Source organism: Nonomuraea gerenzanensis, from assembly GCF_020215645.1.
Lineage (GTDB): Bacteria > Actinomycetota > Actinomycetes > Streptosporangiales > Streptosporangiaceae > Nonomuraea > Nonomuraea gerenzanensis.
In genome coordinates this window covers 8,720,556-8,737,794 of the sequence record NZ_CP084058.1, presented here as the reverse complement: position 1 = coordinate 8,737,794, position 17,239 = coordinate 8,720,556, and the positions used below count along the sequence as shown (strand labels likewise).

Annotated in this window: 16 protein-coding genes; 14 read left to right on the top strand and 2 right to left on the bottom strand. The window is 71.8% G+C overall.

Translation table 11 applies throughout. The annotated features are described in order from the left end of the window. The first annotated feature begins 27 nt into the window (after positions 1-27). Genes LCN96_RS40585 through LCN96_RS40560 form a run of 6 tightly spaced genes read left to right on the top strand, consistent with a single transcriptional unit; the run spans position 28 to position 4,581 of the window. Positions 28-606 (top strand): prepilin peptidase, encoded by a 579-nt coding sequence (locus LCN96_RS40585; protein WP_225267719.1) that lies wholly within the window; start codon positions 28-30, stop codon positions 604-606. Between the two features lie 43 nt (positions 607-649). Next, on the top strand, positions 650-1,831 hold the full coding sequence (gene aroC / locus LCN96_RS40580) for a chorismate synthase (protein ID WP_225267718.1): 1,182 nt from the start codon (positions 650-652) through the stop codon (positions 1,829-1,831). After that, positions 1,828-2,328, top strand: coding sequence for a shikimate kinase (locus LCN96_RS40575; protein WP_225267717.1), 501 nt, complete (start codon positions 1,828-1,830; stop codon positions 2,326-2,328). Before aroC ends, LCN96_RS40575 begins: the two co-directional genes overlap by 4 nt. Next, a complete protein-coding gene (aroB, locus tag LCN96_RS40570) occupies positions 2,325-3,398 on the top strand; it encodes a 3-dehydroquinate synthase (RefSeq protein ID WP_225267716.1) in 1,074 nt (357 codons plus the stop codon). The genes LCN96_RS40575 and aroB overlap by 4 nt, the downstream gene beginning before the upstream one ends. Beyond that, complete coding sequence (gene aroQ, locus LCN96_RS40565) at positions 3,395-3,829, top strand: type II 3-dehydroquinate dehydratase (protein ID WP_225267715.1); 435 nt, start codon at positions 3,395-3,397, stop codon at positions 3,827-3,829. The genes aroB and aroQ overlap by 4 nt, the downstream gene beginning before the upstream one ends. Next, the gene (locus tag LCN96_RS40560; protein WP_225267714.1) at positions 3,826-4,581 is read left to right on the top strand and encodes an SGNH/GDSL hydrolase family protein; all 756 of its coding nucleotides are present in this window, start codon (positions 3,826-3,828) and stop codon (positions 4,579-4,581) included. The genes aroQ and LCN96_RS40560 overlap by 4 nt, the downstream gene beginning before the upstream one ends. A gap of 248 nt (positions 4,582-4,829) precedes the next feature. Here LCN96_RS40560 and LCN96_RS40555 read toward each other — a convergent pair whose 3' ends face one another. After that, positions 4,830-6,824 (bottom strand): ATP-dependent DNA helicase, encoded by a 1,995-nt coding sequence (locus tag LCN96_RS40555; protein ID WP_225267713.1) that lies wholly within the window; start codon positions 6,822-6,824, stop codon positions 4,830-4,832. A 374-nt stretch (positions 6,825-7,198) separates the two neighbouring features. On the opposite strand from LCN96_RS40555, the gene LCN96_RS40550 reads away from it, so the two are divergent. Together LCN96_RS40550 and LCN96_RS40545 are read left to right on the top strand one after the other, a co-directional pair. After that, entirely contained in the window at positions 7,199-8,251 is a 1,053-nt protein-coding gene (locus LCN96_RS40550) for a hypothetical protein (RefSeq protein ID WP_225267712.1), read from the top strand. A 107-nt stretch (positions 8,252-8,358) separates the two neighbouring features. Further along, entirely contained in the window at positions 8,359-9,921 is a 1,563-nt protein-coding gene (locus tag LCN96_RS40545; RefSeq protein ID WP_225267711.1) for a Na+/H+ antiporter, read from the top strand. A 3-nt stretch (positions 9,922-9,924) separates the two neighbouring features. Here the strand turns inward: LCN96_RS40545 and LCN96_RS40540 are convergent, their stop codons facing one another. Then, positions 9,925-10,182, bottom strand: a complete 258-nt coding sequence (locus LCN96_RS40540) for a UBP-type zinc finger domain-containing protein (protein WP_225267710.1) — start codon at positions 10,180-10,182, stop codon at positions 9,925-9,927. A gap of 127 nt (positions 10,183-10,309) precedes the next feature. On the opposite strand from LCN96_RS40540, the gene LCN96_RS40535 reads away from it, so the two are divergent. From LCN96_RS40535 to LCN96_RS40510, 6 genes are read left to right on the top strand one after another with little or no spacing between them, the layout of a single operon-like run. Continuing rightward, complete coding sequence (locus LCN96_RS40535) at positions 10,310-11,071, top strand: ABC transporter ATP-binding protein (protein ID WP_225267709.1); 762 nt, start codon at positions 10,310-10,312, stop codon at positions 11,069-11,071. Further along, the gene (locus LCN96_RS40530) at positions 11,059-11,823 is read left to right on the top strand and encodes an ABC transporter ATP-binding protein (RefSeq protein ID WP_225267708.1); all 765 of its coding nucleotides are present in this window, start codon (positions 11,059-11,061) and stop codon (positions 11,821-11,823) included. Before LCN96_RS40535 ends, LCN96_RS40530 begins: the two co-directional genes overlap by 13 nt. Then, a complete protein-coding gene (locus tag LCN96_RS40525; protein ID WP_225267707.1) occupies positions 11,820-13,667 on the top strand; it encodes an AMP-dependent synthetase/ligase in 1,848 nt (615 codons plus the stop codon). The genes LCN96_RS40530 and LCN96_RS40525 overlap by 4 nt, the downstream gene beginning before the upstream one ends. Then, a complete protein-coding gene (locus tag LCN96_RS40520; protein ID WP_225267706.1) occupies positions 13,664-14,551 on the top strand; it encodes a branched-chain amino acid ABC transporter permease in 888 nt (295 codons plus the stop codon). The genes LCN96_RS40525 and LCN96_RS40520 overlap by 4 nt, the downstream gene beginning before the upstream one ends. Next, complete coding sequence (locus LCN96_RS40515; protein WP_225267705.1) at positions 14,548-15,711, top strand: branched-chain amino acid ABC transporter permease; 1,164 nt, start codon at positions 14,548-14,550, stop codon at positions 15,709-15,711. The genes LCN96_RS40520 and LCN96_RS40515 overlap by 4 nt, the downstream gene beginning before the upstream one ends. A gap of 22 nt (positions 15,712-15,733) precedes the next feature. After that, complete coding sequence (locus tag LCN96_RS40510) at positions 15,734-17,020, top strand: ABC transporter substrate-binding protein (protein ID WP_225267704.1); 1,287 nt, start codon at positions 15,734-15,736, stop codon at positions 17,018-17,020. Positions 17,021-17,239 lie beyond the last annotated feature (219 nt).

Genomic DNA, 17,239 nt, shown 5'->3' with positions numbered 1-17,239 from the left:
CGGGCCGGCGCGGTTAGCGTCGGCCGGGTGGTCGCACTCATGGCGCTCGCCGGCCTGGTCTGCGGAGACCGCATCCGGGCTCTGGCCGCCTCCTACGCCGCACCCGGCGACACCCGCGGCTGGCCCGCCCTCGAGCTGGTCAGCGCCGCCGTGGCCGGGCTGGTGGCGTGGCGGGCCGGGCCGCCGTACGTGTGCTTCGCCGTGATCGCCGTCGCGCTGGCCGTCATCGACTGGCGTACCAGCACGCTGCCCGACGCGATCACGCTGCCGGCGTACCCGATCACGGCGCTGGCGCTGCTCCCCACAGGGGAGCTGCCCAGGGCGCTGGCCGGTGGAGCGGTGCTGGCGGCGGTGTACGGGGTGCTGTGGCTCGCCAGGCCGGAGGCGATGGGGCTCGGCGACGTCAAGATCGCCGGGCTGATCGGCATGGCCGCCGCCGCGATGAGCTGGCAGGCCCTGGTGGCGGCCGCCTTCTGCGGGCAGCTGCTCGGCGCGCTGTACGCGGTCTCCCTGCTGGCGACCGGACGCGGCACCAGGCACACCCAGTTCCCCTTCGGCACCTTCATGCTGCTCGGAACACTTCCGACACTCTGTCTCGCATCGTGACCGAGGGACATCTCACTGGGCCGTACATGGAAGACTTGTACGCATGTTGCGCTGGTTGACCGCCGGAGAGTCCCACGGGCCCGAACTCGTCGCCATCCTCGAAGGCCTGCCGGCCGGGGTAGAGGTGACCACGGCCGCCATCGACGAGGCCCTGCGCCGCCGCAGGCTCGGATACGGGCGCGGCGCGCGGATGAAGTTCGAGCAGGACGAGGTGACGATCGTCGGCGGCGTCCGCCACGGGCACACGATGGGCAGCCCGGTCGCGATCCGCGTCGGCAACACCGAGTGGCCCAAGTGGGAGAAGGTCATGTCGGCCGATCCGGTCGACCCGGCCGAGCTGGAGGGCCTGGCGCGCAACGCCCCCAGGTCCCGCCCCCGCCCCGGCCACGCCGACCTGGCGGGCATGCAGAAGTACGGCTTCGACGACGCCCGCAACGTCCTCGACCGGGCCAGCGCCCGTGAGACCGCCGCCCGGGTGGCGCTGGGCGAGGTCGCCAGGCGCTTCCTGAAGCAGGCGCTCGGCGTCGACATCATCAGCCACGTGACCGAGATCGGCGGCGCCCGCACCCCGGCCGAGACCCTGCCGGGCCCCGGCGACCTGGGCAGGATCGACGACGACCCGGTCCGCTGCGCCGACGCCGAGGGCAGCGCCGCGATGGTCGCCGTGATCGACAAGGCCCACAAGGACGGCGACACGCTGGGCGGCGTCGTCGAGGTCCTCGCCTACGGCCTGCCGCCTGGCCTGGGCAGCTACACGCACTGGGACCGCAGGCTCGACTCCCGGCTGGCCGCCGCGCTCATGGGCATCCAGGCGATCAAGGGCGTGGCGGTCGGCGACGGCTTCGAGACCGCGCGCAGGCCCGGCTCCCGCGCCCACGACGAGATCGAGTACACCGATGACGACGGCGTGCGCCGCATCACCAACCGCGCGGGCGGCGTCGAGGGCGGCATGACCAACGGCGAGGTCCTGCGGGTCAGCGCCGCGATGAAGCCGATCTCCACCGTTCCCAGGGCGCTGGCCACGATCGACGTCAAGACCGGCGAGGCCGCCAAGGCCCACCACGAGCGCTCCGACGTGTGCGCCGTCCCGGCGGCGGGCATCGTGGCCGAGGCGATGGTCGCGCTGGTGCTGGCCGACGCGGCGATCGAGAAGTTCGGCGGTGACTCCGTCGAGGAAGTCGCCCGCAACCTGTCCGGCTACCTCTCTTCCATGGTGATCAAATGACACGCGCTGTGCTGATCGGCCCGCCCGGGTCCGGCAAGAGCACGCTCGGGCGGCTGCTCGCCGAGCGGCTCGGGCTCGGCTTCCGCGACACCGACGCCGACGTCGAGGCCGTGGCGGGCAAGCCCGTCGCCGACATCTTCGTCGAGGACGGCGAGGCCCGCTTCCGCGAGCTGGAGCACGAGGCCGTACGCCGCGCGCTGGCCGAGCACGACGGCATCCTGGCGCTCGGCGGCGGCGCCGTGCTGCACGAGGAGACGCAGGCGCTGCTCGCCGGTCAGCACGTCGTCTACCTCCAGGTCGGGCTGTCCGACGCGGTGCAGCGGGTCGGGCTCGCGGCGGCCAGGCCGCTGCTGGTGCTCAACCCGCGCAGCCAGCTCAAGAAGCTCATGGAGGAGCGGCGGCCCGTCTACGAGCGGCTGGCCGTGGTCACCGTGGCGACCGACAAGCGGGAGCCCGAGGAGCTCGCCGACGAGATCGTGAGGGGGCTGCCCGAATGACGGCCGCGACGAGGATCCAGGTGCGCGGCGACAGCCCGTACGACGTGGTGGTCGGCACCGGCGTGCTGGCCGAGCTGCCCACGCTGCTCAAGCCCGGCGTGCGCACCGTAGCGGTGATCGGCCCCGAGACCCTGCCGGAGATCACCCGGCCGGTGCGCGCGGCGCTGTCCGAGGCCGGCTACGAGGTCGTCGAGCTGCCCGTGCCCGACGGCGAGCAGGCCAAGACCGTCGAGGTGGCCGCGCGGCTCTGGTCCGAGCTGGGCCGCCACGGCGTCACCCGCTCCGACGCCGTGGTGGGCGTGGGCGGGGGCGCGACGACGGACCTGGCGGGGTTCGTGGCGGCCACGTGGCTGCGCGGCGTGCAGGTGGTGCTGGTGCCCACGACGCTGCTGGCCATGGTCGACGCGGCGGTCGGCGGCAAGAACGGCATCGACACGCCCGAGGGCAAGAACCTCGTCGGCACCTTCCTGCCGCCCGCCGGCGTGCTGTGTGAGCTGTCCACACTGGCCGGCATGCCGAAGGCCGACTACGTCGCCGGCCTGGCCGAGATCATCAAGGGCGGCTTCATCGCCGACCCGGAGATCCTGCGGCTCATCGAGGAGGACCCGGAGGCCGCCACCCGTCCCGACGGCCCCCACACCCGCGAGCTGATCGAGCGCAAGATCCAGGTCAAGGCCGACGTCGTGGGCGCCGACCTGCGCGAGGCCGGCCTGCGCGAGATCCTCAACTACGGCCACACGCTCGCCCACGCCATCGAACGCGACCGGCACTACGGCATCCGCCACGGCGAGGCCGTCGCCATCGGCATGGTCTACGCCGCCGAGCTGTCCAGGCTGGCCGGCCGCGCCGACGTCGTCGCCCGCACCCGCGCCATCCTGACCGGCGTCGGCCTGCCCATCACCTACGCGGCCGACGCCTGGCCGCGGCTGCGCGACCACATGCGCCTGGACAAGAAGAACCGCGGGGCCAAGCAGCGGTTCGTCGTGCTCGACGACCTGGCCAGGCCGGGCCGCCTCGAAGGCCCCGCGGAAGAGCTGCTCGAAGCCGCCTACAAGGAGATCTCCGCATGATCCTCGTGCTCAACGGGCCCAACCTGGGCCGGCTCGGCAAGCGGGAGCCGTCCATCTACGGCGCCGACACGTACGAGGACCTCGTCGACCTCTGCCGCGAGACCGGCGGGAAGCTCGGCCACGACGTCGAGGTGCGCCAGACCGACTCCGAGGCCGAGCTGATCGGCTGGATCCACGAGGCGTGCGACGGGCGGATCCCGGTCGTGCTCAACCCGGCCGCCTTCACCCACTACTCCTACGCCCTGCGCGACGCCATCGCCCAGCGCACCGCGCCGCTCATCGAGGTGCACATCTCCAACCCCGCGGCCAGGGAAGAGTTTCGCCATACCTCCGTCGTGGCCGGGGTGGCGACGGGCACCATCGCCGGGTTCGGACTACAGTCGTACGTCCTTGCGCTGCATGCTATTTCGGAGATGAACACCACCTCATGAGGCACTACAAGTCCTTCGTCGCCCTGGGCGACAGCTTCACAGAAGGACTGAACGATCCCGGGCCGGACGGGCACTACCGTGGCTGGGCCGACCGGGTGGCCGAGCGGCTCGCCGCCGACGAGCCCGCCTTCCGCTACGCCAACCTCGCCGTACGCGGCAAACTGCTCGACCAGATCGTGGCCGAGCAGGTGCCGCTGGCCGTCGACATGGCACCCGACCTGATCAGCTTCTGCGCCGGCGGGAACGACCTGCTGCGGCCCGGCAGCGATCCGGACGTGATGGCGAAGAAGCTCGCCCGCGCCGTCCGCGACCTGCGGGGGTGCGGGGCGGAGGTGGTGCTGTTCACGGGGGTGGATCCGCGGGACACGCCGCTGATGCGGCGGTTGCGGGGGCGGTTCGCGGTGTTCTACCTGCATCTGCGGTCGATCGCCGACCTGTACGGGTGCCGGCTCGTCGATCAGTGGTCGATGCAGGGGCTGCGCGACTGGCGGGCGTGGGCCCCGGACCGGCTGCACATGAACGAGGACGGGCATCGGCTGGTGGCGGCTCGGGTGCTCGATGTGCTGGGGGTGCCGTTCGAGGACTGGCGCAAGGAGTGGCCGGACCGGGCGGTGGATCCGCGGGCGCGGCGGCGGGAGGATGCTCAGTGGTTGCGCGAGCATCTGGTGCCGTGGGTGTCCCGGCGGCTCCGGGGGGTGTCCTCGGGGGATGGGCTGTCGCCGAAGCGGCCCGATCTCGCCCCGTGGTCGTGAGTTCTATGGTTTACGGCAGGCGGGCTTGGGCGCCTGCCGCCGTGCGGGGCTGGGGGCCTCCAGGGGGACGCTTCTAGACCCGCACGGGGCCGGCCTTCGTTACGGCGCATGGTGGGCCGGGTTCCGTGGGCGGACTCGCCTCTCGCGTCGCGCTCACCGCGCCGCACGCCTGCACCGCCGCGCCGCCGTTCCAGCGCCCCCGCGTCACTCCGCCCCGCCCCGGCGGGCACGCCGGGCGGCGGAGGGGGTCAGGAGGGGTCGGTGGCCAGGCGTTTGAGGGCGGCGCGGGGGATGGCCGGGTCCGTGGTGCGCCAGAACGGGGGCAGGGAGTTCAGCAGGAAGCCGCTGTAGCGGGCCGTGGCCAGGCGGGGGTCGAGGACGGCGATGACGCCCTTGTCGTCCTGGGCGCGCAGGAGGCGGCCGGCGCCCTGGGCGAGGAGGAGGGCGGCGTGGTTGGCCGCCACCGCCATGAAGCCGTTGCCGCCCCTGGCCGCCACGTGGCGCTGGCGGGCCGAGGTGAGCGGGTCGTCGGGGCGGGGGAAGGGGACGCGGTCGATGATGACCAGGCGCAGGGACGGGCCGGGGACGTCCACGCCCTGCCAGAGCGACAGCGTGCCGAACAGGCAGGTCGGCTCGTCCTCGGCGAACTGCTTGACCAGGAGCATCGTGGAGTCGTCGCCCTGGCACAGGAGCGGCACGTCCAGGCGGTCGCGCAGCGCCTCGGTGGCGGCCTTGGCGGCGCGCATGGAGGAGAACAGGCCGAGGGTGCGGCCGCCGGCGGCCTCGATGAGCTCGGTGATCTCGTCGAGGTACTGCTGCGGCAGCCCGTCGCGGCCGGGCTGGGGGAGGTGCTTGGCGACGTAGAGGATGCCGGCGCGGGGGTGGTTGAACGGGGAGCCGACGTCCATGCCCTGCCACTTGCCCTCGGTGAGCCCCCACTGGGCGGCCAGCGCGTCGAACGTGCCGCCGAGCGCCAGCGTGGCGGAGGTGAGGACCACCGTGCGTTCGCCGAACAGCTTGTCGCGCAGCATGCCGGCCACGCTCAGCGGCGCGACGCGGAGGGAGGGCGGGCGGCGGTCGGTGCCGGCGTCGAGCCAGACGACCTCGGCCCGGTCGGCCTCGGAGGCGTGGCCGTAGGCGTCGAGCATGCGCACCGCCGTGTCGTGCACCTCGTCGAGCGCGGTGAACGCGGCCTTGCGCTGGCCGGCCTTGTCGGGGTCGTCCTTGTCGGCGTTGCGCGGGCCCATGGCGGTGATGCAGCGCCAGGCGGTGTCGCGGATGAGCTGCAGGGTGAGGCCGAGCACCTGCGGCAGGTCGTCGATGCGGCCGGGCGGGGCGGCGGCCAGCAGCGCCTTGAGGTCCTCGCCGGCCTCCATGAGCTGGTCGGCGACGGGCTGGTCGATCAGGCGGCCGACCCGGCGGACGGCGAGCATGACGGACGCCTCCGACAGCTCGCTGGTGACCACGGAGGTGACGCGGTCGGCCAGCTCGTGGGCCTCGTCGACGACCACCACGTCGTGCTCGGGCAGGACCGGCAGGTCGCCCATGGCGTCGATGGCCAGCAGCGCGTGGTTGGTGACGACGACGTCGACCTCGCCGGCCCGCGCCCGGGCCAGCTCGGCGAAGCACTCGGCGCCGCTGGGACAGCGGTTGGCGCCCAGGCACTCCTGGGCGCTGACGGAGAACTGGCGCCACGCCTGCTCGCTGACGCCCGGCACCAGCTCGTCGCGGTCGCCGGTCTCGGTCTCCTCGGCCCACTCCTGGATGCGCTGCACCATGCGGCCGGTGGCGCTCACCTCGCGCGGGTCGAAGAGCTGGTCCTGCTCGTCCTCCTCGGGCCAGCCCGCCGTCGCCTTGTAGCGGCACAGGTAGTTGCGCCGGCCCTTCAGGATGGCGAACGTCGGCTCGTGCGGCAGCTCCTTGGCCAGGGCCTCCGACAGCCGGGGCAGGTCGCGGTCGACGAGCTGGCGCTGCAGCGCGATGGTGGCGGTGGAGATGACGACGGGGGTGTCGCTGTCCATGGCGTGCCGGATCGAGGGCACGAGGTAGGCCAGGGACTTGCCGGTGCCGGTGCCCGCCTGGACGGCCAGGTGCTCCTCGTCGTCGATGGCCTGCTGCACGGCCCGGACCATGGTGAGCTGGCCCTGCCGCTCGCTCCCGCCCAGAGCGCCGACCGCGATGCTGAGCAGGGTGTCCACTGGTGGGAGATGGGAGTCCGGCACGGCACTAAACGCTACCGGCATTCCGGGGTCGCCGCGCCGAACGCGGTGTGATCGGCCAGACGCATCCCGGCGTTCCCGGATACTCCCGGCGCGTCGCGTGGCACACTGGGCGATCGGAACTCCAACTGGTCGCGGACGGCCTTCACCGGGTGTGACCGGAGGGAGTCCCGTTGTAGATGGTAGTGCCGGTTCCTCTGGGTTTTCCGGGGTTGAGTGGACGAATAAAGGCTGGTTAAAGCAGTATGTCTGCCATGTCGGAAGTTGTCCCGTTGCCGTCGTTCGGCGAAGTCTTCTTCGATGCACGAGGTCAGGAGCGCTGCCTCCGCGTCACGTGGCATGAGGGGACACTGGTCCTCAGCCTGTGGCGTGGCGAGATGTGCACAGCGAGCTTCCGCATGCCGATGGAGGATGTCGGCCGGCTGCTCGACACCCTCGACGAGGGGTTCGCGGAGGCGACGGGCGAGCAGCCCGCCGTGCCCGCGCACGACCCCGGCACGGAGGTCATGCCGGGCACCGGCACGTACCACCGGCCACAGCAGCACAGCCAGCAGCCGCCGGCGCCGCAGCTCGACGAGCGGCCCACGGCCGCCCTGTCGCCCAACGACGTCCTCGTGGCCAGGGGCCCGGCCCCGCAGGACAAGCTGGTGGCCTCCTACAGCGAGACCACGGGGCCCAGGGACACCACCCCGGCGTACGGGGAGCGCTCGCCCTTCACCGGCCCGCAGTACGCGGAGCCGGCGGCCCCGCACTACGTGGAGACGACGGGCCCGCAGCAGAAGTACACCGGCGACCCGTTCAGCGGCCCCCAGTACACCTCCGACCCGCTGAGCGGCCCGCACTACACGCAGCCCGCCCAGCCCGAGCCGTTCACCGGGCCGCAGTACGTCGACAGCGCCGAGCCCGTCTACCAGCTGCCCGGCGGCGACCAGCGCAGGCAGTCGCCACTCAGCACCGACCCGCTCGGCTTCCCCTCCCAGGCGGCCGAGCCGTACCAGGCCGCCCCGCAGCAGCCGTACCAGCAGGACCCGTACCCCTCCGACCCGTACGGGAGCCGGCACGCCGACGGCTACCAGCAGCCCCAGCCCCAGCCGAGCACGGCGGGGCTGGGCACGCCCATGCACGGCATCCCGGGTGCCGGCCGCCGCCGCGCGGCGCCGCAGCAGCCCGCCCAGGACTACGGCTCCTACCAGCAGAGCCCGCCGCAGCCCAACCCGGTGGACCCGCTGCTGGCGCTCGGCCGCCAGGAGCAGTACCCGCCGCAGGACCAGTACCCCCCGCAGGACCAGTACCCGCCACAGGACCAGTACGGCCAGGACCCGTACGCGCAGCAGCAGCCCGACGCGGGCATGTCCCGCCCGTACGTCGGGGACCCCATGTTCTCCACGGGCGAGCGCCTGCGCCCCGAGCAGCCCGACTACCACGAGAGAAGCGATCGCAGGGAGTGGTGAGATCCCGCCGCGGCGCGGCGGGTACGCTTCCGGCGGGACGATGGAGCTGAGGCGGTCGGCTCGCGATCGCCCGGCTGGGGGCTGGAGGGGCGCCGGTGGATCCGAGCATGGGGTTGCAGCTGCTGCTGCTCGCCGGAGGGGCGATCGCGGTCGCGGCGATCGCGCGGCGTCAGGGCTGGCCGGCCCCGCTGCTGCTGGTCGCGGCCGGGCTGCTGGTCTCGCCGCTGGTGCCGGCGGTGCCGCTGCAGCCGGAGCTGGTGCTGTACGTGTTCCTGCCGCCGCTGCTCTACTCCGCCGCGCTCGACAGCTCCTACCTGCGCCTGCGTGACGTCAAGCGGGCCGTGGGGCTGCTGTCGGTCGGGCTGGTGCTGTTCACCACGGCCGTGGTCGGGCTGGTCGTGCACCTCCTGCTGCCCGAGCTGCCGCTGGCGCTGGCGTTCGCGCTGGGCGCCATCATCGCCCCGCCCGACGCGGTGGCGGCCGTCGCGGTCGGCCGGCGGCTGGGCCTGCCGCGCCGGTCGCTGACCATCCTCGTCGGCGAGAGCCTGTTCAACGACGCCACCGCGCTCACGCTCTACCGCGTGGCCATCGGCGCGGCCGTGGGCGGGGCCGTCAGCCTGTGGGAGGGGCTGTGGGAGTTCCTGTTCGCCGCCCTGGGCGGGGTGGCGATCGGGCTGGCGCTGGCGTTCGTGTTCGCCTGGATCTTCCAGCGCACCCGTGACTCGCTGGTGGAGAACACGCTGATGCTGCTGATCCCGTTCGCCGCCTACCTGGCGGCGGAGAGCGTGCACGCCTCGGGCGTGATCGCGGTGGTGATCGTCGGCCTCTACCTGGGCAACCGCATGCACCTTCGGGGGTTCGGCACCAGGCTGGTGTCCGACGCGGTGTGGAAGGTCACCGACTTCTTCCTCGAGTCGATCGTCTTCGCCCTCATCGGGCTGCAGCTCGTGACCGTGATCGAGGGCATCACCGGCTACAGCCCCTGGGCGGTCGCCGGTTACGCGGCGGCGGTGCTGGCGGTGACGATCGTCAGCAGGTTCGTGTGGGTGTTCTCGGTGACGTTCCTGCTCAAGGTACGGCACCGGGGCAGCGCGCCGTCGGTCGCCGAGACGGTGATCCTCGGCTGGGCGGGCATGCGGGGCGTGGTGTCGCTGGCGGCGGCGTTCTCGATCTCGGGGGTGTCCTCGCGGGACCGGGCGCTGCTGCTGTTCCTGACGTTCACGACCGTGATCGGCACGCTGCTCATCCAGGGCACCACGTTCCCCGCGCTGATCAGGCGGCTGGGCGTGTCGAGCGAGCAGGAGCAGTACGAAGACCGTCTGGCCGAGGCGGCGGCGCAGCAGGCCGCGCTGGAGTCGGGCCTGGCGGAGCTGGAGCGGCTGGTCGGGGAGCTCGACGGCGAGCCCGACGAGATCCAGCGGCAGGTGATCGAGCAGCTCAGGGAGAAGTCGTGGCGCCGCTCGCTGACGGCGTGGGAGCGCCTGGGCGGCGGCACGGGCGCGGGCGGCGCCGAGACGCCCAGCGCGCTCTACCGCCGCCTGCGGCGCGACATGCTGCAGGCTGAGCGAGAGGTGTTCGTGCGGTTGCGTGACGAGCGCCGCCTCGACGACGAGGTGCTGCGCGAGGTGATGGCGCAGCTCGACTTCGAGGAGGCGCTGCTCGAAAGGTGAGCGTCAGCCCATCTGGTTGTCGACGAAGCACCACCGCCAGCTCTCGCCGCGCTCGAACGACTGCATGACCGGGTGCCCCGTCTCGTGGAAGTGCCCCGTGGCGTGCTTGGCCGGCGAGGAGTCGCAGCACCCCACGTGGCCGCACTCCAGGCAGCGCCGCAGGTGCACCCAGCGGCCCCCCATGGCCAGGCACTCCTCGCAGCCCTCCGGCGTCCGGGCCTCGGGGTCGTCTGCCTTGGAAAGATGTTCACAAATTGCCATACCAGGAATCCTAGGCGCACCGTGCGGGTCGAATTTCGGCCGGACCTCTTGTCGGTCGCTGAGCAAGCGTGGACATTGGCCTCATCGGGGGGAGTGACACAGGCCACACAATCCCGGGGAGCCGCGCGTGCTTGAGGTACGCAACCTCGAGGTCGTCTACGACGACGTGATGCTCGTGCTGCGCGGCGTGAGCCTCCGCGTCCCGCCCGGCTCGATCGTGGCGCTGCTCGGCGCGAACGGCGCGGGCAAGACCACCCTGCTGCGGGCCCTGTCGGGGCTGCTCGACGTGCACGACGGCGAGATCACCAAGGGCGAGGTCACGCTGGAGGGCGAGCCCATCCAGCACCTGCGGCCCGCCCAGATCGTCCGGCGCGGCGTCAGCCAGGTGATGGAGGGCCGGCGCATCCTGTCGGAGCTGACCGTCGAGGAGAACCTCAGGGTCGGCGGCCACACCGCCGCCGAGTCCCACCTGGACCGCGTCTACGGCCTGTTCCCCGTGCTGCGGGAGCGGCGCAGGAGCGTCTCGGGCTACCTGTCGGGCGGCGAGCAGCAGATGCTGGCCGTCGGCCGGGCCCTCATGGCCGGCCCCAGGTACCTGCTGCTGGACGAGCCCAGCCTGGGCCTGGCGCCGTCGCTGGTCCGCCAGGTGCGCGACCTCATCGTGGAGATCAACCGCCAGGGCACCACCGTCCTGCTGGTCGAGCAGAACGCCACGATGGCGCTGTCCATCGCCTCGCACGGCTACGTCATGGAGACCGGGAAGATCGTGATGGACAAGCCGTCGGGCGAGCTGCTGGCCGACGAGGACATCAAGGAGTTCTACCTGGGGGCCGTCCGGTCCTTCCGCGAGGTCAAGCACTACAAGCGGAGAAAAAGATGGCTCTCCTGACGTTCGAGGACGTGCACCTGAGCTTCGCCGGGGTCAAGGCCGTCGACGGCGTCTCCTTCGAGGTGGGGCAGGCGGAGCTGCTGGCCGTCATCGGCCCGAACGGCGCCGGCAAGACCTCGATCTTCAACGTGCTGTCCGGCGTCTACCGGCCGCAGCGCGGGCGCGTCACCTTCCTCGGCGAGGACCTGCTGGCCCGCCGCCCGCACGAGATCGCCGCCATGGGCCTGGCACGGACGTTCCAGAACGTGGAGCTGTTCCACAACCTGACCGTCCTGGACAACCTCATGCTCGGCCGCCACCACCACTTCCGCTACGGGGCGCTGTCCGCGCTCGCCTGGTACGGCCGCGCCAGGCGGGCCGAGCTGGCCGCCCGCGCCAAGGTCGAGGACATCATCGACTTCCTGGAGCTGGAGGCCTGGCGCCGCCATCCCGTGCGGCTGCTGCCGTACGGGATCCAGAAGCGGGTCGAGCTGGGCCGGGCGCTGGCCATGGAGCCCCGGCTGCTCCTGCTGGACGAGCCCGTGGCCGGCATGAACCTGGAGGAGACCGAGGACATGGCCAGGTTCGTGCTGGACATCCGCGACGAGCTGGGCATCCCCGTCGTGCTCGTCGATCACGACATGGCGCTGGTCATGGACCTGGCCGACCGGGTGCTGGTGCTCGACTTCGGCCGCCCGGTCGCCCTGGGGAACCCGGCCGAGGTGCAGCAGGATCCCGCGGTCATCGAGGCGTACCTGGGAGGAACGGCATGAGTGTGGGTGTCGCGTCGAGGACCGCCACCATCGTCACGCGGGTGCGCGAGCGCGCCAGGAGCGCTCCCGAGGGCGTCGCCATGCGGCACAAGGACTTCGGCATCTGGCAGGAGGTCACCTGGGCCGCGTACTGGACGCAGGTCGAGCTGGTCGCGCACGCGCTGCTCGCGCTCGGCGTCGAGCCGGGCGACCGGGTGGCCGTGCACGCGGAGAACCGCCCGGAGTGGCTCTACACCGACCTCGGCACGGTCGCCGCGCGCGCCATCACGGTCGGGCTGTACCCGACGAACCCGCCCGCCGAGGTCGCCTACCTGCTGGCCGACTCCGGTGCGAAGATCCTCGTGGCCGAGGACCAGGAACAGGTGGACAAGGCGCTGTCCGTCATCGACGGCTGCCCCGAGCTGCGGCGCATCGTCTACCTGGAGCCGCGTGGCATCCGCGGCCGCTACGACGACGACGTGCTGATGTCCTGGCCCGAGCTGCTCGCGCTGGGCGCCGAGCACCGCGCCGCGCACCCCGGCGCCGTGGAACGGCGCATGGCCGAGGCCGAGCCCGCCGACGTGATGACGCTCATCTACACCTCCGGCACCACCGGGCCGCCCAAGGGCGTCATGCTCACCGTCGCCAACGTCGAGTTCGCGCTGCGCACGCTGGTCGTGGGCGGCGGCTTCACCTCCCCGCCGCCGTCGGAGCACGATCTCGCGCTGTCGTACCTGCCGCTGTGCCACGTGGCGGAGCGGGCGTTCACCGTGTGGTTCAACTCGGCGGCCGGGGTGCAGGTGAACTTCGCCGAGTCCATCGACACCGTGCAGGCCAACCTGCGGGAGGTGCAGCCGACGATCCTGTTCGGGGTGCCGCGCATCTGGGAGAAGGTGCTCGCGCAGGTCAACATCAAGCTGGAGTCGGCCTCGCCGGTCAAGCGCGCGTTCAGCAGGTTCTGGCTGCGGGTGGCCGACCGGGTCGGCGACGCGCTGGTGCGCACCGGGGGCCGGCACACGGCCTGGACGCGGGCGGCGTACGCGATGGGCTGGGTGTTCTGCTACCGCTCGCTGCGCGAGCGGCTCGGCATGCGGCGGGTCCGCTACGCCGCCTCCGGCGCCGCGCCGATCGCGCCGGACGTGCTCAAGTTCTACATGGGGATCGGCGTGCCCATGCACGAGGTGTACGGCATGAGCGAGAACACCGCCATCGCCACCGCCAACCGCCCCGGACGGGTGCGCCTGGGCACGGTCGGCGAGCCGCACCACGGCGTCGAGCTGAAGATCGACGAGGTCACCGGCGAGATCCTGACCAGGCACCCGGGGAACTTCGCCGGTTACTGGCGCAACCCGCGCGCCACCGCCGACGTGCTGGACGAGGACGGCTGGCTGCACACCGGCGACGTGGGCGAGTGGGTCGAGGGCACGCACGTGCGGATCACCGACCGGATGAAGGACATCATCATCACGGCCGGCGGCAAGAACGTCGCGCCCAGCGAGATCGAGAACGCGCTGAAGGCGTCCCCCTACCTGAAGGAGGCCGTGGTCATCGGGGACCAGCGGCCGTACCTGGTGGCGTTGATCGGGATCGAGCTGGACACCGTGGGGGAGTGGGCGCGGCGGCGCGGCCTGCCGTACACCACCTACCGCGACCTTTCGGGCAAGGCTGAGGTGCGCGAGCTGGTCCAGGGGATCGTGAACGAGGTGAACGAGCGGTTCGCGTACGTGGAGCGGATCAAGCGGTTCGCGTTCCTGCCCAAGGAGCTCGACCACGAGGACGGCGAGCTGACCGCCACCCAGAAGGTCAAGCGCTCGGCCATCGCCAAGCTCTTCGAGGACCTGGTCGAGGGGATGTACAGCCGGTGAAGGGGCTGCTGGAGTCGGTGATCAGGGGACTGGGCAACGGCTCGGTGTACGCGCTGCTCGCCCTCGGCTTCGTGATCATCTACAAGGCCACGCGAGTGATCAGCTTCGCCCAGCCCGCCCTCATGCTGGCCGGCGGAGTCGCGGTCAGCTACCTGGCCGCCCTGACCGGCTTCTACCCGGCCGTGCTGCTGGCCGCGCTGCTCATCGCGGGCGTGGCGCTGGTCGTCGAGCGGGTGTCGATCAGGCCGATGGTGGGCCGCCCGGTCTTCGTCGTGGCGATCATCACGCTCGGCATCGACGTGGTGCTGCGGGTGATCGTGAACGGCTTCATCGGACGGGACGTGCGGCAGGTGGGGGACCCGTGGGGGTTCACCCAGGTCTCGCTCGGGCCGCTGGTCGTGCAGTCGCGCTGGCTGGCCATGATGCTGGTCACGGCCGTGCTGGTGGCGCTGCTGTTCGCGTTCTTCCGCTACACGCGCTACGGGCTGGCCATGCGGGCGGCGGCCTTCGACCAGGAGATCGCGCTGGCCCAGGGGGTGTCCGTGGGGGCGGTGTTCGCGCTGTCGTGGGGGCTGGCCGGGTTCCTGGCGGCGATCGCCGGCATGTTCGTCGGCACCGGGCAGGGGATCGAGCAGCTCACCTGGGTGGTCGCGCTGAAGGCGCTGCCCGCGATCATCGTGGGCGGGCTCGACTCGCTGGGCGGGGCCGTGGCGGGCGGGCTGATCGTGGGCGTGGTGGAGTCGTTGTTCCAGTCGTACCAGGGGGAGTTCGCGCCGTGGCTGGGGCAGAACTTCGCGGTCGTGTCGCCGTACGTGGTCATGCTGATCGTGCTGATGGTGCGGCCGTACGGGCTGTTCGGGACGCGGGAGGTCGAGCGGGTATGACCGAGACGCGCACCTCCGCCGCCGCTCCCCCCGACCTCCCGGCCGGGCGGGCCAGGAGGGTGCGCGGGCGGCCCCTGCTCTACACCTCCTATGCCCAGGACATGGCGCTGCTCGACACCCCCGCCAAGCGGGTCTCGACGGGGCTGCTGGTGGTCGTCGCGTTCGCGCTGGCGGTGCTGCTGCAGGACCGGTCGCTGGAGGTGCTGGCGGCGGCGTACGTGCTGGGCATCGGGGCGATCGGGCTGAACATCGTCACCGGGTACGCCGGGCAGGTCTCGCTCGGGCACGCGTTCTTCGTCGCGATCGGCGCGTACACGGCCGCAGCCCTGTCAGGCCCGCCCGACGGCGAGAACATCGGCTACGGCGTCGCCGAGCTGTGGATCTGGCTGCCCGCCGCCGGCCTCGTCGCCGCAGCGGCCGGGGTGCTGGTCGCGCCGCTGGCCACCCGGCTGCGCGGGCTCTACCTGGCCGTCGTCACGCTCGGGCTGGTCTTCCTGGGCGAGCACATCTTCAAGGAGTGGCAGGAGCTGACCGGCGGGCCGGGCGTGGGCAGGGAGGCCGCGATCCCGCAGCTCTTCGGCGTGCGGCTGGACCAGGACGGGCCGCTCGGCACCAAGGAGCAGCTCCTCTACACGCTCATGCTGACGCTGCTCCTCGTCTTCGCCGTGGCCGCCCGTAACCTGGCCCGCTCCCGCATCGGCCGCGCCTTCGCCGCCATCCGCGACCGCGACATCGCCGCCGCCGTCATCGGGGTGCCGCTGGCCCGCTACAAGGTGCTCGCCTTCGGCATCTCCTCCTTCTACGCGGGGTGCGCGGGCGGGCTGCTGTTCACGATCTCCGGGTACGTCGAGCCGTCGTCGTTCAACCTGCTGCTGTCGGTGCAGTTCATCGCGATGGTGCTGATCGGCGGGGTGGCCACGGTGTCGGGGGCGATCGCGGGGGCGCTGTTCATCTCGCTGCTGCAGCCGGTGACCAGGTCGTTGCCGGCGCTGGTGCCGTTCATCAGCGGCGACACCACGCAGACGCCGAACGTGTTCCAGGTCGAGACCGTGCTGTACGGGCTGCTGATCGTGCTGTTCCTCATCTTCGAGCCACGGGGCCTGTTCGGCCTGTGGGTCCGGGTCCGCAACTACTGGAAGTCCTGGCCTTTCTCGTACTAGCTCGCTCTAGGAGGGGTTCTCCATGAAGAGTCGCTATGCAGTCACTGTTGTCGCCATAGCGGCCCTTCTGTCCGCGTGCGGCGTCTTCCGGGGGGACGACCAGGGCACTCAGGGCGGCGCCGTCGCGGCGCCGGGTGTCACCACCGAGCCCTGCCCCTCCGCGGTGGACAGCAACAAGGGCTGCATCTACCTCGGCACGATCTCCGACCTCACCTCCGGCCCCTTCGCCGCGCTCGCCGTCCCCATCACCGACGCCCAGAAGGCCTTCTGGGCCCGCGTCAACAAGGCGGGCGGCATCGGCGGCAAGTACGAGGTGGACGTCACCAAGTACGTCAAGGACAACAAGTACAACCCCGAGGTGCACCGGCAGGTCTACAACGAGATCAAGGACGAGGTGCTCGGCCTCGCCCAGACCCTCGGCTCGCCCACGACCGCCGCGATCATCGGCGACCTCAAGGCCAACAACATCGTCTCGGCGCCCGCGTCGTGGACCTCGGCCTGGGAGTTCGAGGACGTCATCATCGAGACCGGGTCCAACTACTGCGTGGAGGCGATGAACTCCGTCGACTACGCGGTGGAGACGTACAAGGTGAAGTCGGTCATGGCCGTCCACCTGGCCGGCGACTACGGCGCGGACGCCGCGGCCGGCGCCAAGGCCGCCGCCGAACGCAGCGGCCTGACCTTCACCAACGTCGAGACCCCGACGGGCGCCACCGAGCAGGGCCGCGCCATCACCGAGATCACCAAGAACAAGCCCGACCTGGTCGTCCTGACCACCGGCCCCGCGGACGCCGCCACCATCGTCGGCCAGTCGGCCGCCGCCGGCTACAAGGGCCGCTTCATCGGCACCGGCCCGACGTGGAACCCCGCCCTGCTCCAGTCCCCCGCCGCCCCCGCGCTCAAGGCCCTGTACGAGCAGTCGGCCCCCGGCAAGCCCTGGGACGCCGACACCCCCGGGCACAAGGCGATGCGGGACGCGCTGCCGGGCGTCACGCCCAACGACGGGTACACCTCGGGGTGGGCGTGGGCGTACCCGATGAAGGCGGCGCTGGACGCGATGGTGGCCGGCGGGAACGTGAGCAGGAGCGGGCTGCTGGCGGCGGTGAAGACGCTGAAGACGGTGGACTATGAGGGGATGCTGCCGGCGGAGGCGGGGAACTTCGCGGACGCTTCGGCGGTGTTCCGGCAGACCCTGATCAACAAGGTGGATGACAAGGCTACGACGGGGGTGACCATCGTGAAGGACTTCTTCACCGGGCCTACCGCGCAGGGCTACACCTTCGACGGGCCCTGCTTCTCCAAGCTGTAGGCCGGCCCCTTGCCACCCACCCGTTGCCCAGCGCCGGGGCGGGCCGTCGGGAGCCCGCCCCGAAAAGGGCTTCGCGCGGAAGGAGGGGATGGAGATCAAGCACACCGGCCCCCTCCCGGGACGGTCATGCGTTCGTCACCACCGCGAAGGCCGCCGAGGCGAGGACGAGCAGGAGGGTGATGAGGAAGACAGCGCGCGTGGTGTAGAGGTGACGCATCG